General features: G+C 68.3%; 20 protein-coding genes. 8 read left to right on the forward strand and 12 right to left on the reverse strand.

Going from position 1 to position 24,259, the window contains the following annotated elements; translation table 11 throughout:
- The coding region (locus tag EVS83_RS09755; protein WP_425456093.1) for a hypothetical protein at window positions 1–268 on the reverse strand (268 nt) is incomplete at its 3' end.
- A gap of 217 nt (window positions 269–485) precedes the next feature.
- On the opposite strand from EVS83_RS09755, the gene EVS83_RS09760 reads away from it, so the two are divergent.
- Together EVS83_RS09760 and EVS83_RS09765 are read left to right on the forward strand one after the other, a co-directional pair.
- Window positions 486–4,169, forward strand: coding sequence for an indolepyruvate ferredoxin oxidoreductase family protein (locus EVS83_RS09760; RefSeq protein WP_133500859.1), 3,684 nt, complete (start codon window positions 486–488; stop codon window positions 4,167–4,169).
- Window positions 4,170–4,300: 131 nt separating this feature from the next.
- On the forward strand, window positions 4,301–6,199 hold the full coding sequence (locus EVS83_RS09765; RefSeq protein WP_166636866.1) for a beta-propeller domain-containing protein: 1,899 nt from the start codon (window positions 4,301–4,303) through the stop codon (window positions 6,197–6,199).
- A gap of 21 nt (window positions 6,200–6,220) precedes the next feature.
- Here the strand turns inward: EVS83_RS09765 and EVS83_RS09770 are convergent, their stop codons facing one another.
- Window positions 6,221–6,982 (reverse strand): L,D-transpeptidase family protein, encoded by a 762-nt coding sequence (locus EVS83_RS09770; protein WP_133500861.1) that lies wholly within the window; start codon window positions 6,980–6,982, stop codon window positions 6,221–6,223.
- Between the two features lie 215 nt (window positions 6,983–7,197).
- On the opposite strand from EVS83_RS09770, the gene EVS83_RS09775 reads away from it, so the two are divergent.
- Entirely contained in the window at window positions 7,198–7,680 is a 483-nt protein-coding gene (locus tag EVS83_RS09775) for a hypothetical protein (protein ID WP_133500862.1), read from the forward strand.
- On the opposite strand, the gene EVS83_RS09780 is transcribed toward EVS83_RS09775, so the two are convergent.
- Window positions 7,644–9,299 carry a putative capsular polysaccharide synthesis family protein gene (locus tag EVS83_RS09780; protein WP_166636867.1) on the reverse strand — a complete coding sequence of 552 codons (1,656 nt, stop codon included), beginning with the start codon at window positions 9,297–9,299 and terminating at the stop codon, window positions 7,644–7,646. The two genes, EVS83_RS09775 and EVS83_RS09780, sit on opposite strands and share 37 nt — an antisense overlap.
- Before the next feature lie 110 nt (window positions 9,300–9,409).
- On the opposite strand from EVS83_RS09780, the gene EVS83_RS09785 reads away from it, so the two are divergent.
- The 4 genes from EVS83_RS09785 (at window position 9,410) to EVS83_RS09800 (ending at window position 13,741) form a co-directional block, all read left to right on the forward strand.
- Entirely contained in the window at window positions 9,410–11,869 is a 2,460-nt protein-coding gene (locus tag EVS83_RS09785; protein ID WP_133500864.1) for a DEAD/DEAH box helicase, read from the forward strand.
- A complete protein-coding gene (locus tag EVS83_RS09790) occupies window positions 11,866–12,963 on the forward strand; it encodes a ribonuclease H-like domain-containing protein (RefSeq protein ID WP_133500865.1) in 1,098 nt (365 codons plus the stop codon). The genes EVS83_RS09785 and EVS83_RS09790 overlap by 4 nt, the downstream gene beginning before the upstream one ends.
- A 64-nt stretch (window positions 12,964–13,027) precedes the next feature.
- Complete coding sequence (locus tag EVS83_RS09795) at window positions 13,028–13,348, forward strand: hypothetical protein (protein WP_133500866.1); 321 nt, start codon at window positions 13,028–13,030, stop codon at window positions 13,346–13,348.
- Window positions 13,349–13,426: 78 nt separating this feature from the next.
- Window positions 13,427–13,741, forward strand: a complete 315-nt coding sequence (locus tag EVS83_RS09800; RefSeq protein ID WP_133500867.1) for an I78 family peptidase inhibitor — start codon at window positions 13,427–13,429, stop codon at window positions 13,739–13,741.
- A 90-nt stretch (window positions 13,742–13,831) separates the two neighbouring features.
- Here the strand turns inward: EVS83_RS09800 and EVS83_RS09805 are convergent, their stop codons facing one another.
- The 6 genes from EVS83_RS09805 to egtB all read right to left on the reverse strand — a co-directional run bounded on the left by EVS83_RS09805 (window position 13,832) and on the right by egtB (window position 20,232).
- Window positions 13,832–15,130, reverse strand: a complete 1,299-nt coding sequence (locus EVS83_RS09805; protein ID WP_133500868.1) for a DNA topoisomerase IB — start codon at window positions 15,128–15,130, stop codon at window positions 13,832–13,834.
- A complete protein-coding gene (locus EVS83_RS09810; RefSeq protein WP_133500869.1) occupies window positions 15,087–16,337 on the reverse strand; it encodes a TCR/Tet family MFS transporter in 1,251 nt (416 codons plus the stop codon). Before EVS83_RS09810 ends, EVS83_RS09805 begins: the two co-directional genes overlap by 44 nt.
- Window positions 16,338–16,392: 55 nt before the next feature.
- On the reverse strand, window positions 16,393–16,884 hold the full coding sequence (locus EVS83_RS09815) for a TspO/MBR family protein (protein WP_133500870.1): 492 nt from the start codon (window positions 16,882–16,884) through the stop codon (window positions 16,393–16,395).
- Between the two features lie 71 nt (window positions 16,885–16,955).
- Window positions 16,956–17,954, reverse strand: coding sequence for an NAD(P)/FAD-dependent oxidoreductase (locus EVS83_RS09820; RefSeq protein ID WP_133500871.1), 999 nt, complete (start codon window positions 17,952–17,954; stop codon window positions 16,956–16,958).
- Window positions 17,951–18,943, reverse strand: coding sequence for an L-histidine N(alpha)-methyltransferase (egtD, locus tag EVS83_RS09825; RefSeq protein ID WP_166636868.1), 993 nt, complete (start codon window positions 18,941–18,943; stop codon window positions 17,951–17,953). Before egtD ends, EVS83_RS09820 begins: the two co-directional genes overlap by 4 nt.
- On the reverse strand, window positions 18,940–20,232 hold the full coding sequence (egtB, locus tag EVS83_RS16080) for an ergothioneine biosynthesis protein EgtB (protein WP_133500873.1): 1,293 nt from the start codon (window positions 20,230–20,232) through the stop codon (window positions 18,940–18,942). The genes egtD and egtB overlap by 4 nt, the downstream gene beginning before the upstream one ends.
- An 89-nt stretch (window positions 20,233–20,321) precedes the next feature.
- Between egtB and EVS83_RS09835 the strand changes: the two genes are divergently transcribed.
- Window positions 20,322–21,470 carry an aminotransferase class V-fold PLP-dependent enzyme gene (locus EVS83_RS09835; protein ID WP_133500874.1) on the forward strand — a complete coding sequence of 383 codons (1,149 nt, stop codon included), beginning with the start codon at window positions 20,322–20,324 and terminating at the stop codon, window positions 21,468–21,470.
- Between the two features lie 3 nt (window positions 21,471–21,473).
- Here the strand turns inward: EVS83_RS09835 and EVS83_RS09840 are convergent, their stop codons facing one another.
- The 3 genes from EVS83_RS09840 to EVS83_RS09850 all read right to left on the reverse strand — a co-directional run bounded on the left by EVS83_RS09840 (window position 21,474) and on the right by EVS83_RS09850 (window position 24,091).
- Window positions 21,474–22,595: a flavodoxin family protein gene (locus tag EVS83_RS09840; RefSeq protein ID WP_133500875.1), complete on the reverse strand. Its 1,122-nt coding sequence runs from the start codon at window positions 22,593–22,595 to the stop codon at window positions 21,474–21,476.
- A 92-nt stretch (window positions 22,596–22,687) separates the two neighbouring features.
- On the reverse strand, window positions 22,688–23,281 hold the full coding sequence (gene folE, locus EVS83_RS09845; protein ID WP_133500876.1) for a GTP cyclohydrolase I FolE: 594 nt from the start codon (window positions 23,279–23,281) through the stop codon (window positions 22,688–22,690).
- Between the two features lie 348 nt (window positions 23,282–23,629).
- Window positions 23,630–24,091, reverse strand: coding sequence for a glycine zipper domain-containing protein (locus EVS83_RS09850; protein WP_133500877.1), 462 nt, complete (start codon window positions 24,089–24,091; stop codon window positions 23,630–23,632).
- Between the last annotated feature and the right edge of the window lie 168 nt (window positions 24,092–24,259).

Here is a 24,259-nt window from a genome sequence, read left to right on the forward strand (position 1 = left end):
AGAGATTGCGACCCAGGTCGGTGCGACCGGTCTGCATGGCGTAGTGGCCGAGCTGCGCGGCTTCGAGGGTGTGCTCGGCGTTGCGCTCGATCGCACGCGTCAGTCGGTCGATGCCGGGCTGGCTGCGGTCCTTCAACTCGAGGACGGGGCGCCGCGACGAGGCGTCGGCGTCGAAATAGAACTCGACCTGGCGCGGCAGGCCCGGAGCTTGGGCAGAGGCAATGCCGGCCAGCGCGAGCAGCGCGGCGGCGAGAAGAGTGCGGGTCATGGGCGGTGCGGCCTTCGGGAACGAACGGGGGAGCGGCGCAAGGCCGCGCCCGGGGCAAGCAAATCCGGTGCCAGACGCGCCGACTCCGTACGCAGCCGAACGGGGTGAAACCCGCGCCACTGGTAGAATTCGCCCGCTGCCGGCGCGTCGAACCTCTCCGCCGGCCCTTCCCCACGACGCCACCCCGCGGCCTTCCGGCTGCGCCGGAGCCGCCTGCATGACCAGCACCGCCGAACTTTCGTCGCCCGCCTCGGCCGACACGGGCCTGACGCGTTCCGTCGTCGACCCCGACTACACCCTCGACCATAAGTACAGCCGCGTCGACGGGCGCATCTATCTGTCCGGCGTGCAGGCCCTCGTGCGCCTGCCCCTGATGCAGCGCCTGCGCGACCAGGCCGCGGGCCTGAACACCGGCGGCTTCGTGTCCGGCTACCGCGGCTCGCCGCTGGGCGGTTTCGATCTCGAGCTCTGGCGTGCCAAGAAGCACCTCGAAGGCGCGGGCGTGAAGTTCACCCCGGGCCTCAACGAGGACCTCGGCGCGACCATGGTCTGGGGCACCCAGCAGACCGGCCTGTTTCCGGGCGCGAAGGTCGATGGCGTGTTCGGCATGTGGTACGGCAAGGGCCCGGGCGTGGACCGCTGCGGCGACGTGTTCAAGCACGCCAACGCCGCCGGCACCGCGAAGCACGGCGGCGTGCTCGCGCTGGCGGCAGATGACCATGCGTGTCGCTCTTCGACCCTACCGCACGGGTCCGAGCACGAATTCGTCAGTGCGCTGATGCCGGTGCTGAACCCGGCCGGCGTGCAGGACATCCTCGACATGGGCCTCGTGGGCTGGGCGATGAGCCGCTACACGGGCCGCTGGGTCGGCTTCAAGACGATCGCCGAGACGGTGGAGTCCTCGGCCTCGGTCGACGCCAATCCGCTGGCGCTCAACATCGTCACGCCCGACGACTTCGAGATGCCGCCCTCGGGCTTGAACATCCGCTGGCCCGATCCGCCGCTGGAGCAGGAAATGCGCCTGCACCAGTACGCGGTCAAGGCGGCGCAGGCGTTCGCGCGCGCGAACCGCCTCGATCGCGTGGTCATCGATTCGCCGGAGGCGCGCCTAGGCATCATCACCACCGGCAAGTCGTATCTCGACGTGCTGCAGGCGCTGGAATACCTCGGCCTCGACGAGCGCGCCTGCCGTGATCTCGGCATCCGCGTCTACAAGGTCGGCATGACGTGGCCGCTCGAACCCGTCGGCCTGCGTGCGTTCGCGCGCGGCCTGAGCGACATCCTCGTCGTCGAGGAGAAGCTGTCCTTCATCGAGAGCCAGATGAAGGAGCAGATGTACAACTGGGCCGAGCGCCCGTCGGTGGTCGGCAAGTACGACGAGAGCGGCGAGTGGATCCTGCCGTCGACGTCGGAACTCACGCCCGCGCGCATCGCCAAGGTCATCGCGCGCCGCATCCAGCGCTTCCATGACTCGTCGCACATCCGCGACGTGCTGGCGTGGATGGAGCAGAAGGAATCCGAGCTCGCCCTGCCGCGCGCCGCGTTCCCGCGCGTGCCGCACTACTGCTCGGGCTGCCCGCACAACACCTCGACGGTGGTGCCGGAGGGCTCGCGCGCGATGGCGGGCATCGGCTGCCACTACATGGTCACGTGGATGGATCGGAACACCGACACGTTCACGCACATGGGCGGCGAAGGCGTGACGTGGGCGGGCCAGGCCGCGTTCACCGAGACGCCGCACGTGTTCCAGAACCTCGGCGACGGCACGTACTTCCACTCCGGTTCGCTGGCGATCCGCCAGTCGATCGCCGCCGGCGTCAACATCACCTACAAGATCCTCTACAACGACGCGGTCGCGATGACGGGCGGCCAGCCGGTCGACGGCACGCTGTCGGTGCCGCAGATCGCGCACCAGCTGCGGTCAGAAGGCGTGCAGACGATCGTGCTGCTGTCCGACGACATCGAGAAGTGGAGCGACCACTCGATCTTCCCGGCCGGGGTCGAATTCCTCGACCGCCGCGAACTCGACAACGTCCAGAAGCGCCTGCGCGAGATCAAGGGCGTGACGGTGCTGATCTACGACCAGACCTGCGCGACCGAGAAGCGTCGTCGCCGCAAGCGCGGGAAGATGGTCGATCCGGCCAAGCGCGTCGTCGTGAACTCGCTGGTCTGCGAAGGCTGCGGCGATTGCGGCAAGAAGTCGTTCTGCGTGTCAGTGCTGCCGAAGGAGACCGAGTTCGGCCGCAAGCGCGAGATCGACCAGAGCAACTGCAACAAGGACTTCAGCTGCGTCGAGGGCTTCTGCCCGAGCTTCGTCACTGTCGAAGGCGGCACGCTGCGCAAGAAGAAGGGTTCGAGCGCGAAGGATCGCCTCGCCGATCTGCCGATGCCGCAGCTGCCCGCGCTCGACAAGCCCTGGAACATCCTGATCACCGGTGTCGGTGGCACCGGCGTCGTCACGATCGGCGCGCTGCTCGGCATGGCCGGGCACCTGGAAGGCAAGGGCGCGTCGGTGCTCGACCAGACCGGCCTCGCGCAGAAGGGCGGCGCCGTCACCACGCACATCCGCATCGCGAACAGGCCCGCCGACATCCACGCCGTGCGCATCGCCGCCGGCGAAGCAGACCTCGTGCTCGGCTGCGACATGGTCGTCGTCAACGACTACTGGGCGCTGTCGAAGGTGCGCTCGGGTCGCACGCAGGTCGTGCTCAACAGCTACGAGGCGATGCCCGGCACGTTCACCACGCGCCCGGACATGGACTTCCCGGCCGCCGACATCGTCGACGCCGTGCGTCGCGCGCTCGACGGCGGGGAACCGCACGTGGTCGATGCGACGCAGCTCGCCACCGCGCTGCTGGGCGATGCCATCGCGACCAACCTCTTCATGCTCGGCTACGCCTGGCAGCAGGGCCTGGTGCCGGTGTCGTTCGATGCGCTGATGCGCGCGGTAGAACTCAACGGCGCGGCGGTCGAGATGAACAAGACCGCGTTTGCATGGGGCCGTTTCGCCGCGATCGATCCGGCGGCGGTCGCTGAGGCCGCGGGCCTCAAGACCAATCGCCGCACGCAGGCGGAAGCCACGCCGCACGCGCTGCCGATGCTGCCGCCCGCGCAGTGGGAAGGCCATGAGTTCGGCAGCACCACCGCGCCGCGCGCACTGCGCGACCACGACGACCTGCGCCACATGCCGTCGCACGGCGACGACAACGTCATCGCGATGCCGCTCGACGACGCGCGCCTGTCGCGTTCGCTGGACGAAGTCATCGCGCGTCGCGTGAAGTTCCTCACCGAGTACCAGAACGCGGCGTATGCGAAGCGCTACAGCGATTTCGTAGCGAAGGTGCGCAGCGCCGAGGAAGCGAAGGCGCCGGGTAGCACCGACCTCGCCGAAGCCGTCGCCCGCTACGCCTTCAAGCTGATGGCCTACAAGGACGAATACGAAGTCGCGCGCCTGTACACCAGCGGCGAGTTCGAGCGTCGCGTGCGCGAGCAGTTCGAGGGCGACTTCAAGCTGCGCTTCCACCTCGCGCCGCCGATGCTGTCGAAGAAGGACGCGCAGGGTCGCGGCGTCAAGAAGGCCTACGGCCCATGGGTCTTCACCGCGTTCAAGCTGCTCGCGAAGCTGCGCGGCCTGCGCGGCACCGCGCTCGACGTGTTCGGAAAGACGCACGAGCGCCGCACGGAGCGCCAGCTGATCGCCGACTACATGCGCACCGTCGAAGGCCTGCTCGGCAGCCTCGACGCCGGCAACGTGGACCTCGCGGCGCAGATCGCGTCCATCCCGGAACACATCCGCGGCTACGGGCACGTCAAGGAACAGCACCTCGAGAAGGCCAAGGCGCGCGAGGCCGAACTGCTGCGCGAATGGGACAACCCGCTGCGGCTCGTCCGGGTCGCCTGATCCGGCTCGCCTGACGATGTGAAGCCCCGCTCCGGCGGGGCTTCTTTTTTTGGCGCATGCTCCGCCGGCGGCCAACCCCGCCGGGTGCGGTCGCGCGTTCGACCGTGCACACCGCCACCGGGATCCCCGCCATGACGCGCCCGCTCCGCACTGCGCTCGTTGCCACGCTCGTCGTTTCTCTCGTCGCCTGCGCCGCACCCGCCGCCGGGCGACCCGCCACCCTCAAACCGTTCCGCAGCGAGCTTCAGTTCGAGCGCACGCTCGATCACTGGCATGCACGCGCGCTGCGCGAAGCCGAGAAGCGACGTCGCGAGCAGCCCATTCCACCGCCGCCCGCGCCGGCCCCGGCGGCGCAGGCGGTCCTGTCGGCACCCATGCAGATGGCCGACAGCGCACCAGCGCCGGCCAAAGTGGCGCCTGCGAACGAATCGATTACCAACAACCAGGTGCAGGGCGTCGACGAAGGCGACATCGTCAAGCGCGCCGGCGACGTGTTGGTCGTGCTGCGACGCGGACGCCTCTTCACCGTACGCGTCGGCGACGACCACCTCGAACCCGTCGCCAGCGCGAACGCGTTCGGGCCGGACGTCGATCCGTCGGGCACGTGGTACGACGAGATGCTCGTCAGCGCCGACACCATTGCCGTGATCGGCTACAGCTATTCGCGCGGCGGCACCGAAGTCGGCCTGTTCGATCTCGCGCGCGACGGCGGCCTGCACTACCGCGCGACGTATCAGCTGCGCAGCAGCGACTACTACTCCTCGCGCAACTACGCGAGCCGCCTCGTCGGCCACAAGCTCGTGTTCTACACGCCGAGCGACCTCAATCCGTGGTCGGACTGGCGTGCCGCGCTACCCGCGTATCGGCGCTGGACGCCGGGCGCGACGCCCGCGTCGTTCCATCGCATGCTGCCGGCGGAACGCATCTATCGCGGCCTCGACGATCTCGACGACGACGTCGCGCTGCACACCGTTTCGGTCTGCGATCTCGCCACGCCCGAGATGGACTGCAACGCGACCGCGGTGCTCGGTGGATCCGGCGGCACGTTCTACGTGTCGGAAGATGCCGTCTACGTGTGGACGACCGGCGCACGCAACGACCGCGGCACGCCGTCGGCCAGCGTGTTGCGCATGCCGCTCGACGGCGGCGCGCCGTCCATGCTGCGCACCTGGGGCAGCCCGAACGACCAGATGGCGTTCCTGCAGCGCGACGGCTGGCTCAACGTGCTGGTGGCGCGCGACGGCGATGGCGACCGCATGTGGCGCGGCGAGAGCGGAGGCGGCGACCTCGCGCTGATGCGCGTGCCGCTGACCGCGTTCGGCGATCTGCGCGCGAAAGCCACGCGCGACAACTTCCGCGTGCTGCCCGGCACGTCGGCCTACAACCTCCACCAGCGCTTCATCGGCGACTGGCTGGTCTACGGCGACGGCGTCTGGGGCGATCGCCAGCAGGAGGTGCACGTGCTGCGCTACGCGGCGACGTCACCCGTGCAGACGTTCAAGCTCGTGCACCGGCTCGATCGCATCGACGCGCTGGGCGCCGACGGCGTGCTGGTCGGCAACGACGACAACGACCTCGTGTTCACCGGCTTGCGCCTGCGCGGCGACACCGCGGCACTCGACGGCGGCTACCGGCGTCCCGACGCGACGCAGGGCGACGACCGCACGCATGGTTTCTTCTATCGCCCGCAGGACGCCGACAGCGGCGTGCTCGGCCTGCCGATCCTGCACGGCGGCGAGCGTGCCGGCGCGTCGGTGCTCTACCTGCGCAATCGCGCACTCGCGCTCTCCGCGCTCGGGACGCTGGATTCGCATGCGAGCAACGTGGACGACGCCTGCCAGGCCAGTTGCGTCGACTGGTACGGCAATGCGCGGCCGATCTTCCTCGGCGACCGCGTGTTCGCATTGCTGGGCTACGAGCTCGTGGAAGGCAGTGTCGATGGCGACGCGATCCACGAGCGTCGCCGCGTCGACTTCGCGCCGCCGGGCAAGGTGGCGGTCAACGCCACCGCGCCCGCGGTCACGCAATAGCGGACGCGAAGCGCTCGCCGGTCAGTTGCCGGCGAGCGCCGGTGCGTTCGCAGTGTCGGGCGCCGTCGCGGTCGTTACCGACGTCGTGACGCCGGCTTCGGTCGACACGGCCGGCGTCGACACCTCGTTGTTCACCGTCGCAACGTCCGCCGTCGTTTCCGCGCCACGCTCCAGCCCGGTCCACGGATCGACCGGCACGCGCGCGCCCGGATAGAGCACGGCCTCGCTGAAGTTGCTCTCGTCCGCGACGATCACGCGGCCGCCCTTTTCGGTGATCTTGAACAGCTGCTCGGCGAAGGCCATCGGAAGGCGCACGCAGCCGTGCGAGGCCGGATAGCCCGGAATGTGGCCCGCGTGCAGCGCCACGCCGTCCCAGGTCAGGCGCTGCATGTACGGCATCGGCGCGTTGTCGTACTTGTTCGAATGGTGGACCCGATCCTTCTCGAGGATCTCGTACACGCCCGGCGGCGTGTCGTAGCCGGGACGACCGCTGCTGATCGTCGACCGCGCGATGCGCGTGTCGCCGCGATACACGTGCACCATCTGCGCCGGCAACGACACGACGATCGTGACCGGACCCGTGCCCGATTCCGCGTCGGCCGCCCATTCGAACGTGCCCGGCTTCAGCATCGACTCGTTGTCGAGCGATGCGATCGAAGCGGTCGAGTCCGGTGACGACGCAGTGACGTTTGCGGCGAAGGCCGACGACGCGGCCAGCGCAAGGGCGATCGAAAGGAGGGCGCGCGAGGCGCGGCGGCGAGCAACGAGGGCAGGAGTGTTCATGGGGCTCACGCTATCGAGCGCCCGATCAGCGTCGATTTGATCATTCCCGCTGCACGCTTAATACCGCGTGCAATTTCGCCGCCTTAATGCGGGTTTTCTTGATCGCTCGTGCAGATCGCCACACGTCGGCTGAACGTTCGAGGCGTGTCCGCTTTTGCCACGCTTTCGACACGCGCTCGTGCTCCACTCCTTCCACCCTTCGACGGAGCATCGCGATGACGACGTGGCCCGGCTGGTCGAACGACAACACCCTCGTGCTCCCGCTCGACGAAACACCGCCCGCGAAGGGTTTCGATCTCGACGGTCGGCACTTCGATGCCAAGAAGGAGTTGCACGTCACTCTGGTCGGCCGCGAGCTCGGCGCGGAACTGCGGCGCGCGCTCGGCGACCGCCTCGACGTCGCGACCCGTCCCGCGTTCGAAGCGCTGGACTGGACCGTTGCGCGCACCGGCGAGCGTCGCCTGATCGAACGGACCGACACCGCGGACGAGGGCAAGCCCGGCAACGTCGCCAGCGTCATCGAATTCGTCGACCTGCCCGCACTCGACTGGTACTACCGCTGGCTCGGCGACCTGCTGGGCCGCCAGCTCGCCGTGCCGCCCGCGCACGTGACGCTGTACACGCATCGCAAGGCCAAGGGCATCGGCATCGCCACCTGCTCTCAGTTGAAGGCGTGGGGTCGCTCTATCCCTGCCTGATCGGACGATCGATACACGCCCGAATCCGACGGCGCCGCGGAACGCGATCGCCGGCCGCCGACTGGCCAGCTGCGATTGCTGCGCCGGACAGTACCGGATCGCCAGAACCGGACGAAGTCGCCACGTTCGTCGTCCGAGTAGAAGGTGCGCATGAATGGCGTTTCGTAGAGGCGCACCAGATCGTTCGTCGGCACGCTGAATTCTTCGACGACCTTTCGGTAGAGGACGCCGTGACGCTTGGATTCTGCGGTGTTGCGTGCATCCAGCCGATCGATTGTGATGCCGAGGAACTCGGAGAGCGGCCGCGCAAGTTGGTCGAGATTCTCCTGCCGGTAGATCAACAGGTCCATACCTGGATGCGCGATGCGGCTGCAGCCTGCGACATGATTGAACGCGTGGCGCGTGACGTCGAGATCGCAGAAATACCGATGGTCGAACCAGCGCGCACCATGGCCGCATCGCGTCCAGAACTCGTTTTCGACCGTGCTCATCAATTCGTCGAACGACGTGCACGCCGCGGCGTGGGAATGGGCGATCGCTGAGAGCGCCCACGACACGAGTTCTCGCGCCGCCGAAATCACCTGCACCGGCTGTTCTCGCGGATGCACCAGCAAGCGCGAATACGGAAGCCGCGTAGACGGATAGGCGACCGGAATGTCGGTCACCCAATGTGCATGTACGACGCCGCCGTTGTAACGACCTTCAATCGCGTGCGCGATCGTGTGGGAAGCGACCTTGCCCATCTGGAAGATGTGCAGCCGCGCATCGTAGAACCACGCCGTATCACGATTGGCAATCCGGTCCTCGTAGTAGCCCACATAGCAGTAATGGACCCAAGCATCGGCGTCGGTATTCAGCTGCAGCTCGGGGTATCGCTGCCGGTAGAACGGCGCGTCGAATCCGTGCATCCGTTGTGGATCGAAGATCCGTCGTTCGCAATATCCCTGATTGATAAAGTGATTGCGCGCGAATGCCTCCGAGTACTCCGTCGCCGCGACATCCGGATTGGCGTGCAGATACTCGCGCCAGCGGAACTCTCGCAGGATGCGTTCCGCGTACGGTGACTGGAACAGGATCGGAATCGTGGGCTCGGCGGGTTTGACGAGTCGCAGCTCTCTTCGATTCACGCTTAGATCGACGCGATCCGGCAGCACGGGTGCCCACCCCAGCACCACGCGCGCGTGCGACGCGTGGAGTCGCTCCGGGGCCACATAGTCGCGCCATCGCTCGGGGCGCGCCGCCGCCAGCCGGAACGCGGGAATCTCATGCTGCCAATCGACGTCGCGCACCAAGGTGTCGCCGTCGAAGCGCGCATCACTGTCCAGCACCTTGCCGACGGCGTACGTATCGCCCGATCCCGCGACTACAATCGACCCCGCCTCAATGTGATGGACGAAACGAAGGATCGCGCGCGTCCACGCGTGCGGACTCGCGCCGTCCGCCTGCTCGCGACAGGCTGCGAGCCAGTCCCACGGCGACAGCGCCACGGGATCGTCGCTCGACATCGCGGGCGCCGCGCGCACGGCGCGCCCCGCTGTGCGCCACGCGCGGTAGCCATCGTGGCTCAGCGAGCCCAGCCACCAAACATCAGGAGTTGCCTTGGCTTGCATATCGTCCATCTTGGACCACATAACGTAGCGCGCTCGGCACCTTCGCGCGTGAGCGCGTTTCTCAAATTGTGAGACTGGACCGGCGTTGACTACGCCGCCAGCACCGAACGTCACAGGCCATGCCGCTTCTTTCGACCGCCCACATCGGCGTTCCTGCCTCACAGTCACGTAGCGGCGTCGAACTGACTCAAGCACTTGCGCGACGCTACGGCGACCGCATCACCGGTCACTTCACCGTGCCGGGCCGCGAAGGCCGCTACGTCGAACTGCCGTCGGACCTTCCGCCGGCGCTCATCGAAGCGCTGAAGTCGCGCGGAATCGATCGTCTCTACTCGCACCAGGCCGAGGCCTGGGCCGCGACGCAGCGCGGCGAGCACACCGTCGTGGTGACGCCGACCGCCTCCGGCAAGTCGCTCTGCTACACGCTGCCCGTCGTCACCGCGGCCATGCAGCGCGGCGCGAAGGCGCTCTACCTGTTCCCGACCAAGGCGCTCGCGCAGGACCAGGTCGCCGAGCTGCTGGATCTTTCGCGCGCCGGCGATCTCGGCCTCAAGGCGTTCACCTTCGACGGCGACACGCCCGGCGATGCGCGCCAGGCGATCCGCCTGCACGGCGACATCGTGGTCAGCAATCCCGACATGCTGCATCAAGGCATCCTGCCGCACCACACCAAGTGGGCGCAGTTCTTCGAGAACCTCGAATACGTCGTCATCGACGAGGTGCACACCTATCGCGGCGTGTTCGGCTCGCACGTCACCAACGTGCTGCGCCGGCTCAAGCGCATCTGCGCGTTCTACAGCTCGAACCCGAAGTTCATCCTGTGCAGCGCGACCATCGGCAACCCGAAGCAGCATGCGGAGGCGCTAATCGAGGCCGGCGTCACCGCGATCACCGAATCCGGCGCGCCGACCGGCGACAAGCACGTGCTGCTGTGGAATCCGCCGGTGGTGAATCCCGACCTCGGCCTGCGCGCATCGGCGCGTTCGCAGAGCAACCGCATCGCGCGCATCGCGATCAAGTCCGGCCTGAAGACGCTGGTCTTCGCGCAGACGCGTCTCATGGTCGAGGTGCTGACCAAGTACCTGAAGGACGTGTTCGATCACGATCCCCGTAAGCCGCCGCGCATCCGCGCGTACCGCGGCGGTTACCTGCCGACCGAGCGCCGTGAAGTCGAGCGCTCGATGCGCGCCGGCAACGTCGACGGCATCGTCAGCACGTCGGCGCTGGAACTCGGCGTCGACATCGGCTCGCTCGACGTCGTGATCCTCAACGGCTATCCCGGCAGCGTGGCCGGCACGTGGCAGCGCTTCGGTCGCGCGGGCCGACGCCAGCAGCAGTCGCTCGGCGTGCTGGTCGCGAATTCGCAGCCGCTCGACCAGTACGTCGTGCGCCATCCCGAGTTCTTCATCGACGCGACGCCCGAACACGCGCGCATCGCACCCGACCAGCCGCTGATCCTGTTCGACCACATCCGTTGCGCCGCGTTCGAACTGCCCTTCGTGGCCGACGAACGTTTCGGCCCGATCGAACCCGAGCTCTATCTCGAGGCGCTGGCGGAAACCGACGTCGTGCATCGCGAGGGCGACCGCTGGGAGTGGATCGCCGACAGCTATCCGGCGAACGCGGTGTCGCTGCGCAGCGTCGCCGACGGCAACTTCGTCGTGGTCGACCGCACCGACGGACGCCAGCAGATCATCGCGGAGGTGGATTACTCCGCCGCTGCGCTGACGCTTTACGAAGGCGCGATCCACATGGTGCAGTCCACGCCGTACCAGGTCGAACGCCTCGACTGGGAAGGCCGCAAGGCCTACGTCACGCGCACGTTCGTCGACTACTACACGGACTCCATCGACTACACCAAGCTCAAGGTGCTCGCGGAGTTCGATCGTGCGATCGCCGGCGACGGCAGCGCGCACCACGGCGAAGTGCACGTCGTGCGACGCGTCGCCGGCTACAAGAAGATCCGCTACTACACGCACGAGAACATCGGCTACGGGCCGGTGAACCTGCCCGACCAGGAACTCCACACCACCGCCGCGTGGTGGCAGCTGCCGCAGCCGCAGCTGCTGGCGTGGTTCGCGTCGCGGCAGGACGCGCTCGACGGCTTCCTCGGCGCGGGTTATGCGCTGCACGTGGTCGCGACGCTCGCGGTCATGGCCGAGGCGCGCGACCTGCAGAAGGCCGTGGGCAACGGCGATGGCGCATGGTTCGCCACCGCCGATGCCAACGGCCGCGGCCAGGTGCGCGGCGTCGAAGGCGAGGAACTGATGCCGTTCGAGCTGCAGCAGTTCGTGCCGACGATCTATCTCTACGACAACTTCCCCGGCGGCGTCGGCCTGTCCGAGCCGCTGTGGATGCGGCAGAAGGAGCTGGTCGAACGCGCGATCGAACTCGTCGAGCGCTGCGACTGCCGCGCCGGCTGCCCGGCCTGCGTCGGCCCGGTGCTCGCCGCCGACGAGGAACGCGATGCGTCGGCATCGCCCAAGGCGCTTGCGCGTCGCGTACTCACGCTGCTCGCCAAGCCGTCCGATGCGATCGCATTCGCCGATGCACCGCGTGCGCTGGAGCGCGACGCATGACACTCACGCTCGACAAGCTGCGCGCACTGAAGCGACAGGCCGGTGCGACGGATACGCCCGCCCCGCCTGCGTCATCGGTGCCGTCGTCGCTGCGCGAGCCGGTGCGCGACGTTGCGACGCGCACGGTCGCGCCTTGGGACGCGGTGCTCCAGGACGATGCGACAACACGCAAGGCAGCCAACGATGCGTCGCTCGACGCCGTTGCACATGCCGATGCGACGATTCCATCGACCGACGTGTTGGATACGGACGCTCCTGTTGCTCCAGCGAGCTCGCAGCCGGTCGACGCAACGTCGGCGGATGCTTTCGCGCCACCCGACACCTCGCCCACGCGCCGCGGCGTCGATATCGACGCCTTGCGCCGCCTGCTCGGTCTGCGCGAACGCGCGCCGTCGCCCGCGCCGCGCCCGCGCTTCGTCGATCGCGGCCTGCCCGGCACCGAGATCGCCGACGGCCTGTGGCTGATCGAATCGCAGGTCGCGCATCCGAGGCCGGACGCGCCGTTGCCGCTCGCGTTCGCACGTCGGGACGGCCACGTCGACGCGGGCCACCTACTGTTCTTCGATACCGAGACCACGGGCCTCGCTGGCGGCACCGGCACGCGCGCCTTCATGATCGGTGCGGCGGACTGGTTCGACGGCGCACTGCGCGTGCGTCAGCTCTTCATCGCGAACATGGCGGCGGAGAGCGCGATGCTGCGCACGTTCGCGTCGTGGCTGTCGCCCGACACCGTGCTCGCAAGCTACAACGGCCGGAGTTACGACGCGCCGCTGTTGCGCACGCGCTATCGGCTCGCGCGCCAGAAGGATCCGCTGCACGGGCTCGATCATCTCGACCTGCTGCATCCGTCGCGGCGTCGCTGGCGCGGCCGCTGGGAGAACTGCCGGCTCGCGACCATCGAACGCGAAGCGCTGCGGATTCTGCGCGAGGATGATCTGCCCGGATCACAGGCACCCGCCGCATGGCTGACATATCTGCGTGGTGGCGCATCGACGAACCTGCGCCGTGTCGCGGAACACAACCGGCAGGACGTCGCGACGCTCGCGCAACTTCTCGTGCGTCTGTGCGACGACAGCTCTGAATGCGATGAATGACGTTGACGTAATGACGACACTGCGCAACGGAGCCTGAAAATCCCACGATGTCGGGAGACCCGGCATGCCGTTCAATGCTTCACTGCGTAATGAGTGGTCGCGCCTCTTCCTGCCGATTTCGGTGCTGTTGGCCTCGGTCGCTGCGTGCAGCGCGATGCCGCCCGCGGATGCTGGCACGGCCAGCGTCTGTCGCCCCGGCAATGCCGATGCGTGGATCGGCCGTGCAGCGAGCGCGGCAATCGTCGACCAGGCCCGCATGTCGAGCGGCAGCCGCGAGGTGCGACTGGTCATGCCGAACGAATCGGCCGACCGCGACATGCGCGCAGACCGCCTCAGCCTCTATCTCGACCAGCGCGCGCTGATCACGCGCACCACCTGCGGATGAACGCGGCCGCCGCGCGTTGACGCGGCGTTCGACGCGACCGGGCAGTCTGTGCGGCATCGTCGACCGCCGGAGTCCCGCATGAGCCGCACTGCCCGTACGATCCTTCCGCTGTCCCTCGTCGCCGCGCTCGCGGCGTGCACGTCCACGCCCACGGCGCCGCCCATGTCCGATCCGTTGCCGCCCACCGCCGCGCAGTGCCATGCCGACGCCGCGCAGTCGTATGTCGGCCAGCCGGCAACGCCGCAGAACGTCGAAGCCGCCCGCCAGCGCGCCGGCGCGGAGATCGCGCGCGTGGTCAAGCCCGACCAGATGGTGACGATGGAATTCCGCGAAGGCCGGTTGAACGTCTACGTCGACAAGGCCAACGTCATTACGCGGATCGCCTGCGGTTGACGGGTATGGACGCGGCGTCGCGAGGCGCCGCGTCTTTTGAACAGCGTTGGAGCGCGGCGTCCTGTAGTGCACGCGCGCGCAGCGAGATGTCTATGCGGACGGCGCCGCGACCGCCTGCGTGACCGGCGCCTGCGGCGAGCGCACCCGGCTGCGCTTTCGCAGCGGCGGATTCTCCGCAGCCGCACGCGTGCGACGGCGCGTCGTGCGCAACGCCTTCTTTGCCGCGCGCGATTCCGCCGCGGCGCGCCGTCGCGCATCGCGCAGGAATCGCAGCGCCGCGAGCTCCCAGCTGCGGCCGCTGCGCGCGCCCGTCGTCATCTGCTGCAGCCGGCCGTCGCGCCAACCGGCGAATACGGCCGGGTCGATGTACGCCTTGCGACACACCGACGGCGTATTGCCGAGCACGTCCGCCACTTCGGAGGCGACCTGTTTCTCGATCGACGCGAGTTCGCGTTCGCTGGCCTCGGCCGGCACTTCGATCGCGGCGAGCTTCTCGATCGCGGTGAGCGTGCCGCCCCAGGTGCGGAAGTCCTTCGCGGTGAACGCCTCGCCGAGCGCATCGCGCAGGTAGTCGTTGACCTGCGCGGAGCCGACCGGTTGCGTCGCCCCGTCGTCGTCGATGTACTGGAACAGCGACTGCCCCGGCAGCTGCTGGCAGGACTTCACCAGCTTCACCAGCTGCGCGTCGTCGAGCACGATTTCGTGGTCGAGGCCCGACTTGCCGCGGAACTGGAACTTCGCGCGACCGCCGCGCAGGAAGCCGACATGCCGGTTGCGCAGCGTGGTCAGGCCAAAGGATTTATTACTGCGTGCGTAGCAGTCGTTGCCGACGCGGATCAGCGTGCGCGCCATCACCGAGACGACGATCGCCAGCACCTTGTCGCGCGGAAAGCCCGACAGCTTCAGATCCTTGGAAAGCCGGCGACGCAGCTTCGGCAGCGCTTCGCCGAATGCGACGATCCGTTCGAACTTGCCGTCGCCACGCACCAGCGCCCAGTCGGGGTGGTAGCGGTACTGCTTGCGCCCGCGCGCGTCGCGCCCGGTCGCCTGCAGGTGGCCATCCGGATCGGAACAGATCCACACGTCGGTGTAGGCCGGCGGGATGGCGAGCGAGCGGATGCGCGCAAGCGTGGTCTCGTCGCGCACGGTCTTTCCGTCGGCATCGGTGTAGCTGAAGCCGTAGCCCTTCTTGTGGCGACGGATGCCAGGCCACGTATCGCTGACGTAGACCAGCCCGGCCTGGCGCGCGGCGAGCGCGCCATCGGGGACGGCGGAAGCGGGGACACTCATGACGACCGAGCATCGGCACGTCCCCGTCAAGGACGCGCCAACCGGTCGCGCGCGTTCAGGCGGTAGCGGGTTCCGCAGCGGCCGCGTGGCGGCGCGCATGGCGCACGGCGATCATCCACGCGACGCTGAGCACGATCGCCGCGAGGAAAAATGCAGCGCCCGGCAGGTGCACCGGCGCACTCTTGCCGATGAAGAAACCGAACGTGCCGGCGTACGTCATCGGCGCCACCACGCCGATCAGGCTGACGAGACTCATGATCGCGCCCTGCAGACGGCCCTGCGCATCCGGGCCGACCTCGCGCGTCATCAATGCCTGCGCCGCCGGCTGCGACACCGCCCACAGAGCGCTGATCGGCAGGCCGAGCCAGAACATCCACGGCTTGGCCGCAGCACCGTAGATCGCAAAACCGATCACGCCGCAGGCGAGCCCGATCGTCATCGCGCGCTGTTCGCCGAAGCGCTTGATCATGCGGCCGACCAGCAGAGCGTTGACGATCACGCTCAGCACGCCGACCACCGCGAGCACATACGACACGCCCTTCGGGCCCCAGCCGTAACGCACGTCGCCGTAGAGCACGAAGGTGCTCTGGTAGACGTAGTGCGTCGACGCCGCGAGCAGCACGATCACGATCAGGTCGGTGATCTGCGGATAGCGGCGGATCATCGACAGCGACGCGAACGGACGCGTCTGCGACCAGTCGAACCGCTTGGCGCGCTTCTCGGGCGACAGCGACTCCGGCAACACGAACGCGCCGTAACAGAAGTTGATCAGCGACAGGCAGGCCGCGCACCAGAACGGCGCGCGCAGGCTGACGTCGCTGAGCTGCCCGCCGATCACCGGGCCGATGATGAAGCCGAGGCCGAATGCGGCGCCGATCATGCCGAACGCCTTGCCGCGCTGCTCCGGCGGCGTGACGTCCGCGATGTACGCGTTCGCGGTGGTGAAGCTCGCCGACGCGATCGCCGAAATGATGCGGCCGACCATCAGCCACGCGAGCGACGGCGCGAGCGCCATGAAGACGAAGTCGAGCCCGAGGCCGAGGCACGAGATCAGGATCACGGGACGACGCCCGAAACGATCCGACAACGCACCCTGGATCGGCGACGACAGGAACTGCACCGCCGCGAACACCATGCTGAAGAGACCGACCCAATAGGCCGCGTGTTCGAGGTCGCCGCCGCTGAGCTGCTTCACGAGTCGCGGCAGCACGGGAATGATCAGCCCGAACGACAGCACGTCGATCAGCACGGTGACGAAGATGAAGGCGAGCGCGGCGCGGCGCGCGGGCGACGGTTGGGCGTCCACGGCGGTTCGGGTCGGAAAGGTCCGCGCAGTCTAGCGCTGGCGCACGACGCCTGCGCTAAGCGCCGAGCACGCCGGGATTGAGCTGCCAGACCGCCCAGCTCAGCGCGGACGCAAACGTGACCCACGCGAGATAAGGCAGCAGCAGCACGCCCGACAGCGGCCGGACGCGCCAGAAGCCGACGAGGGTGGCCACGATCAGGCACGCCAGCAGGACGATATCGACGACCGCAAGCGCGCCGCGATGCCAGGCGAAGAACAGCCAGCTCCAGAGCGCGTTCACGACCAGCTGCACGACGTACAGCACGAGCAGTCGACGCGATGCGCCGTGTCGCCACGCCCACCAGGCGGCGACACCCATCAGCGTGTACAGCAGTGTCCACACCGGGCCGAACACGCTCGACGGCGGCGCCCAGCTGGGCCGCACGAGCGAGGCATAGAACGGCGCGGCATCGACCGATGCCGCGGCACCGACGGCCGCCGCGATGAACGTGACCACCAGCCACGCCACCAGACCGACGACCGGATGCTTCTTCATTGCGCTGGACATCGCTCCCTCCTTTTCGCTGATCCGCAGTGCGACCACCATGGCCGACCTGGCGGTCGGCACCTGTCCTGCTATCAGACGCGCGAGGCCTTCGGCGTGGCCGCGGCGATCGTCCCCGGCGGCGACGGAAGATCCTGCGCAGTCTCCGCCTGCAGCTCCGGCCGCTCGCGCCAGTTGCGCGGCAGCCGGTTGTGGATCTTCGTCGCCGCAATCGCGGCGTGGCCGACGGCGACGGCGATCTGGTTGAGCGCACTCACCACGTCGCCGACCGCGTACACGCCGTCGACGCTGGTCTGCTGGTCCTCGCCGACGACGATCTCGCCGCAGTCGTCGAGTTCCAGTCCGAGCTGCACGGCCAGGTCGTTGTTCGGCGTGCTGCCGAGCGTTGGGTACAGCGTGTCGAACGCTTCGTCGTGCCCGTCGTCGAAGCGCACGACGCTCTTGCTGCCGTCGAACGCGAGCTTGGCGGGCATCGGCTGCACCGCAATGCCCGCGCGACGCGCAGCGTCGAGTGCCTCCTCATCGCCGGCGGCATCGTCACTTGCGATCACGGTGACCTCGTCGGAGAAGGTGCGCAGGAACAGCGCATGGCTGACGGTCGAATCGACCGGCCCGTACACGGCGACGCGGCAGTCGCTGGCTTCGTAGCCGTCGCAGACGGGGCACAGCCGCACGGCGCCGGCGGCGACCGCGTTCTCGAGGTCGTCCAGCGGCGGCATCACGTCGACGATGCCGGTCGCGAGGATCACGTAATGCGCGCGCCAGCGGCGACCGTCGGCCGCCGTCGCTTCGAACGCATCGCCGTCGCGACGCAGTTGCACGATGCAACCGTCCTCGATGGTCGCACCGTAGCCTTCGGCCTGCGTGCGTTGCTGCTGCAGCAACGTGGTGCCCGCGACGCCGCGCGGGAAGCCGGGGCAGTTGTGACTGGTCGGAATCCATCGCGCGCGGCTCTTGCCGGCATCGACCACGAGGATGCGCCGGTGGTAGCGCACCAGATACGTCGCTGCAGTGAGCCCGCCGGGGCCCGCGCCGATGATCAGGCAGTCGAGGACATCGTTCGGTTCGTTCATGCCACCTCGAGCAGGCGCAGGCCAAAGCGGTCGGCCGGCGCGTTCCAGCGACGCACGACGCGCAGCCCCGCACGACGTGCGAGTTCATCGAAATAGGCGTCGGTGTACTTGTGCGAAATCTCGACGTGGATGGCTTCATCCGCATCGAACGCGAAGCGACGGCCCACGACGCGCACCACCTGCGCGCGACGGCTCACGATCGCGGTTTCGATGCGGCTGTTGTCCGGCGACCACACCGCGCGATGCGCGAACGCCTCGAGGTCGAAGTCCGCATCGAGCTCGCGGTTGAGCCGCGCGAGCAGGTTGAGCGTGAATTCGGCGGTGACGCCGGCCGCATCGTTGTACGCGGCCTCCATCTCCGCGACATCCTTGACGAGATCCAGGCCGATCAGCGCAGCGCCGTCGTCGCCCATGGTTTCGCGCATCGCGCGAAGAAGGTCGAGCGATTGCGCATCGTCGAAATTCCCCAGCGTCGAACCGGGGAAGAACACCAGCGAACGTGCCGCGGGCATCAGCGATGGCGGCACGGGCACGGGCTTGGTGAAATCGGCGCAGACCGGCAGCATCTGCACCTCGGGAAATGCCGTCGCGAGTCGATGCGTGGCGTCGAGCAGCATCTCGCGCGAGATCTCGACCGGCGTGTACGCGACCGGAGAATCGAGCCCCGCGAGCAGCAGCTGCGTCTTGCGTCCGCTGCCGCTGCCGTATTCGACGACGTGCGCATCGCTGCCGACCGCGTCGCGAACTTGTGGCATCACGTGCTGCAACAGCGCGATTTCGGTGCGCGTGAGGTCGTATTCCGGCTGGCGCGTGATCGCCTCGAACAGCTGCGAACCGCGCTCGTCGTAGAAGTATTTCGACGACAGCGTCTTCGGGGCCGACGACAGGCCGGCGAGCACGTCGCCGTGCAGGTCGTCCGGTGTCGGCGAGAGGTCGAGCAGCGTCGGTGCGAATGCCAGGCGATGCAGACGGGTATCGAGGAGGTTCATGCGAGATCCTTCGCGAGGCGCAGTCCGCTGAATTGCCAGCGCGCGTGCGGCGGGAAGAAGTTGCGATAGCTGGCACGCAGGTGGTCCCGCGGGCTCGCGCAGCTGCCGCCGCGCAACACCTGCTGGCCGACCATGAACTTGCCGTTGTATTCGCCGAGCGCGCCGTCCCACGGGCGGAAGCCCGGATACGGCAGGAACGACGACGACGTCCATTCCCAGACGTCGCCGAACATCTGGCGCAAGCCGTCGCGCGCATCACCGGCGGGTTGCAGGCGACCGGATTCGACGAAGTTACCGTCGACCTCGACCCCCTGCGCGGCACGTTCCCATTCGAATTCGGTCGGCAGGCGCGCGTCGGCCCAGCGCGCGAACGCGTCGGCTTCGTAATAGCTCAGTTGCGACACCGGCGCGCTGTCGTCGATCGCACGCACGCCGCCGAGGCCGAACGCGCGCTCGTCGTCGCGCCAGTACGCCGGGCGCTGCCAGTCGTTGGCCTGCACGGCCGCCCAGCCTTCGCTGAGCCACAGCGTGGACGTGCGATAGCCGCCGTCGCGGATGAAGTCACGGTACTCGCCGCACGTCACCGGGCGCGTCGCGATCGCGAACGCGCCGACGAGGGCGCGGTGACGCGGCGATTCGAGGTCGAACGCGAACGCCGGCTGCTCGGGCCAGCGATCGATGCCGATGTCGACGATCGCCTCGTCGAAACGTCGCCAGTCCTGCGCGCCGGCCGCGGTGTGCGACACCGGAAGATCGTCGCGATACGCCGGCCGCAGCGGGTTGCACGAGAACGCATGCAGGATGTCAGTGAGCAGCAATTCCTGGTGTTGCTGCTCATGGTGCAGCCCGAGCTCGATGCGCTGGCGCAGCGCGACGTCCAACTCGTCGCGCGCGAACGCGTCGGCGATGCGGGCGTCGACGCGTGCGCGGTAGTCGAGCACCTGCGCGAGCGACGGCCGCGACAGCACGCCACGCATCGGCCGCGAGTGCTGCGGGCCGACGCTCTGGTAGTAGCTGTTGAACAGCACCTGCCACGCCTCGTCGACGACGCGATAGCCGGGCAGCGTCGCCAGCACGAAGGTCTCGAAGAACCAGGTCGTATGCGCGAGGTGCCACTTGGTCGGACTCGCGTCGGGCATCGACTGCACCATCGCGTCCTCGGCCGACACCGGCGACGCCAGCTCGATGCTGCGCTCGCGCACGCTCCGGTAGCGCGCCGCCAGCGCATCGGCGGTGCAGACTCCGGCGGCCTGCCGGGCGGCAGGCGACAGGTCGGTCGGCGTTCCCATCCGGAAAGCCTACGAAGCCATCGCGACGGCCGGGTGACGAGCAGGCGACCGCGACGGTGCCCGCCTCGCCGCGCATCTAAAGTAGGCGCATGAGCCTGCCCTCCGACGTCCGCGACGCCTTCCTGATCCCCGAAGGCGCGATCTACCTCGATACCGCCTCGAACGCGCCGCGAACCCGCCGCGTCGACGCCGCGCTGCGCCGCGCCTGGGACGAACAGGCCGCGCCGTGGCGGCTGTCGTTCGCCGACTGGGAGGCCGACGTCGAGCACCTGCGCACCCAGGCGTCGCAGCTGTTCCGCATCGACCTCTCACCCGATCCGGACGCCGTCGCGATCGTCCCGTCGATCGCGCACGCCATGTCGACCGTGGCGTCGGGCTGGCCGCTGCAGGCGGATGACGTCGTCGGTATCGTCGACGGCGAATTTCCCTCGGCCTTGCTGCCGTGGCAGGCGCGCTGCATCGCGACCGGCGCCCGCCTGCATGCGGTACCGCGCGACAACGCGACGCAGGGGTTTCTCGACCTCATCGAACTCGGTTCGCCCTCGGTGCTCGTGCTGTCGAATTCGCACTGGCGCGATGGCCGCCTGCTCGATCTCGACCGCGTCGCGATGGCGGCGAAGGCGCGCGGCGTGCCGGTCGTGCTCGATCTGAGCCAGAGCCTCGGCGTGCTGCCGTGCGACGTCGAGCGCTGGACGCCCGCGTTCGCGATGAGCGTCGGCTACAAGTGGTGGCTGGGGCACAAGGGCCATTGCGCGTTCTGGGTGTCGCCCGAGTGGCGCGAACGCCTCGTCCCGCTAGAACAGCATTGGCAGGGCCGCTCACCCGCGCAGGCGTGGCGCTTCGACAGCGAACACGCCCCGCCGTACCGCACCGGTGCGCGTCGGTTCGACGGCGGCGAGATCGCCGACCCGTTGCGCCTTGCGATCGCGAGCGCGGGGCTGGACGACGTGCTCGCGTGGACGCCGCGGGCGATTTCAACGCGACTCGGCGCGTTGCTGGAGCGATTGAAGCAGCGCCTCGCGGACGTCGGCATCGCGTCCTGGTGCGTCGAACCCTCGTCGCCGCATCTGCTCGGCCTGGCGCCCGCGCACGATCGCGTCGACGCCGTCCGGGCATCGTTTGCCGCAGCGGGCGTGGTCTGCATCGAACGCGACCGCGTGTTCCGCCTCGCGCCACACCTGCATATCGACGAGGCTGACATCGATCGCGTGGCCGACGCGATCATCGCTGCGCGCTGAGTCTCACTTCATGCGTGGCGATTCGAGGCCGGTGTCGGCTTCGTCGATGCCGTCGCGCAACTGGAGCACGCGCCTCACCACCGCACGCGCGACGTTGCGCGCTTCCTCGACGACCGCTTCGTCCGCATCCAGCGCACGATGGCTGGTCGCATACGGTTCGTAGTAGCCGATGTAGCGATCGAGCTGCGACGCCGAACCCGCGTCGACGAGGCCCATCGCGCCCAGCCAGTCCGACAGCGCATGGCGCACGCCCTTCGTGCCTTCCGCGTCGCCGTGCACGATGAGCCCGTAGGCGCGGCCGGCGAGGTGCTTCGGATAGTCCCAGCCGTCGAGTTCGATCTGCTTGGCCAGCGCGGGCTGCTTGCCCTGCGTGCGCGTCGGATCGGGATTGCCGCCATCGGCGCAGACCAGGCGGTCGACCATCAGCTTCAGCACCGTCGGCATCTGGTTCCAATGCACCGGTGTGACGATGACCACGCCGTGCGCCGCCATCCACAGCTTGTAGATGTCGCCCATCCAGTCCGGCGCCTGCGCCATTGCGTGGTTCGGATAACACGAGCACGGCCAGTGGCAGAGCGGCATGGCGGTCGACACGCAGCCCTTGCACGGAAAGATGCGCTTGCCGTACTCGGACGTGAGGCGGTTGAGTTCGAGCACGTCGACATCGAAGCCCGCATCGCGCACGACGTCGCGCGTGGCCTCGAGCAGACGCCACGTCTTCGACGTCTCGCCGGGGCACGTGTGCTCGCTGCGGGGGGATGCGCAGATCAGCAGGATGCGGCGCGGTGTCGACGGGTCGCGTTGCGTGCGCCCGATTTCCAGCAGTTCATCGCGGGTCGCACGCCATTCGGTGGACAGGTCGTAGTCGGGATCGGCGAACCCGGGCCCCGCCTTCGCGGTGCGCGGGGATTTGCGGTACTCGTGGAAACCGTCCCAGGCGATGGCTTCGAAGCGCGCGAAGGCGTCGGAGTCCTTCTCGAACGCCGGGTCGTCGAACATCGCGCGGAAGCGTTCGCGAAAGGCCTCGCGATCGAGTGACGGATCCGGCTGCCGACGCCGGATGTCGCGCGCCGTCTCGCCGGCGGTCGGCACGGTCTTCTGCTCGGATGGCGGTCGATCGTCCATGGCGCGCTCCGATGGGGAGCGCCAGTGCACACGGCCGGCGGTGAACGCGGGGTGCGGGCGGGCTCAGCGGCGACCGGAGCCCCGCGGCGACGTCAGCGGTGCGACGCGCCGCTACGGATGAACTGCAGGAACTCGGCTCGGGTGCGCGCGTCGTCGCGGAACGCGCCAAGCATGGTCGACGTCGCCATGCTCACGCCGCGCTTGTGGACGCCGCGCGTGGTCATGCATTCGTGCGTGGCTTCCACGACGACGGCGACGCCCTTGGGCTGCAGCACGCGATCGATGACCTCGGCGATCTGCGCGGTCATCTTCTCCTGCACCTGGAAGCGGCGGGCGAAGCTCTCGACCACGCGCGCGAGCTTGCTGATGCCGACGACCTTGCCGTTCGGCAGGTAGCCGACGTGCGCGCGACCGATGATGGGCGCCATGTGGTGTTCGCAATGGCTTTCGAACTCGATGTCGCGCAGCACGACCATCTCGTCGTAGCCGGCGACTTCCTCGAACGTGCGCTCGAGGTAGGTCCGCGGGCAGCTGTCGTAGCCGCTGAACCAGTCGCCATAGGCCTTGACCACGCGACGCGGCGTATCGAGCAGGCCCTCGCGATCCGGATCGTCGCCCGCCCAGCGCAGCAGCGTGCGGACCGCCGCTTCGGCTTCTTCGCGGGAGGGCTTTTCGATGTCGGCCATGGCGCATTCCTGCTCGTGAACGCGCGCATCGTACCCGAGCGGCCGTGCGTGACGCGCAAGGCCTGCGGAATGCCGCGTCCCGCGGGCTCGCAACAAAGAAGAAGGCCGACGCGGACGCCGGCCTTCGTGCTGCGGGTAGCAATCGCAGCGGTGGAGGTGCACACCGTCGCGCGTGGCGCGTGCGGCGGTGTGCGGGTGCTACGGGATGGGGCGTTCGAGGGGGCGGTCGCGAGGACGAATATTTCGTTTCGATGATTCGTATCGCGACGGCAATGGCTCGAACTCCGGCGGCGCGCAGTGCGCGCCGCGCGTTAAGACGCTGCGCGGCAATGCCGCGCAAGCAGCGTCTTAACGCCCATCGCGGTCCGCGTCGCCCGGGATGGCGCGTTCGATGTGATGCCAGCCGTCACGCACGGCGCCGCGGGCTTCGTCCCACGCCAGGCGCGAGTCGGCCTTCGAGGTTTCCCAGCCCGAACGCAGTTCCGGCTCGACCGAGTCGAAGTCCTTGCCGCGGTAGTTGCCGTAGGTCTCGTAGCCGTAGCGGTACGCCGGCTGGTAGTCGTTCCAGTCGCGCGAGCTGTTGTAGTAATCGGTCTTGGTGTAGTTGTCCTTGAAGTGGCTCTCGTACGTCGTCGGGTTCACGGCTTCGGCGATCGAGTCACCGGCCTTCGAGCCCACGATGCCACCCGCCACGGCGCCGACGAGGCTGCCGACCGGGCCTGCGGCCGAGCCGATCGCCGCACCGGTGACGGCGCCTGCAACGGCACCCGTGCCGGACCCGAGGTTATGGTCTTTCTTGACGTCGCTCATCGTTGGACTCCGATTGTTCTTCGTGGGGAAGCCGGCGACCGGCCGGCAGCGGTGAGCCGACTCTGGGCAGCGGCGGGTACAACGCGAGTGAAGAAACCGGACGAATTCGACAATGGCCGCTTAACGCTCACGCGCGTGCGTTCGCGTTGACGCGACCTTGATGCGAAG

Source organism: Cognatilysobacter terrigena (genome assembly GCF_004361065.1).
Lineage (GTDB): Bacteria > Pseudomonadota > Gammaproteobacteria > Xanthomonadales > Xanthomonadaceae > Cognatilysobacter > Cognatilysobacter terrigena.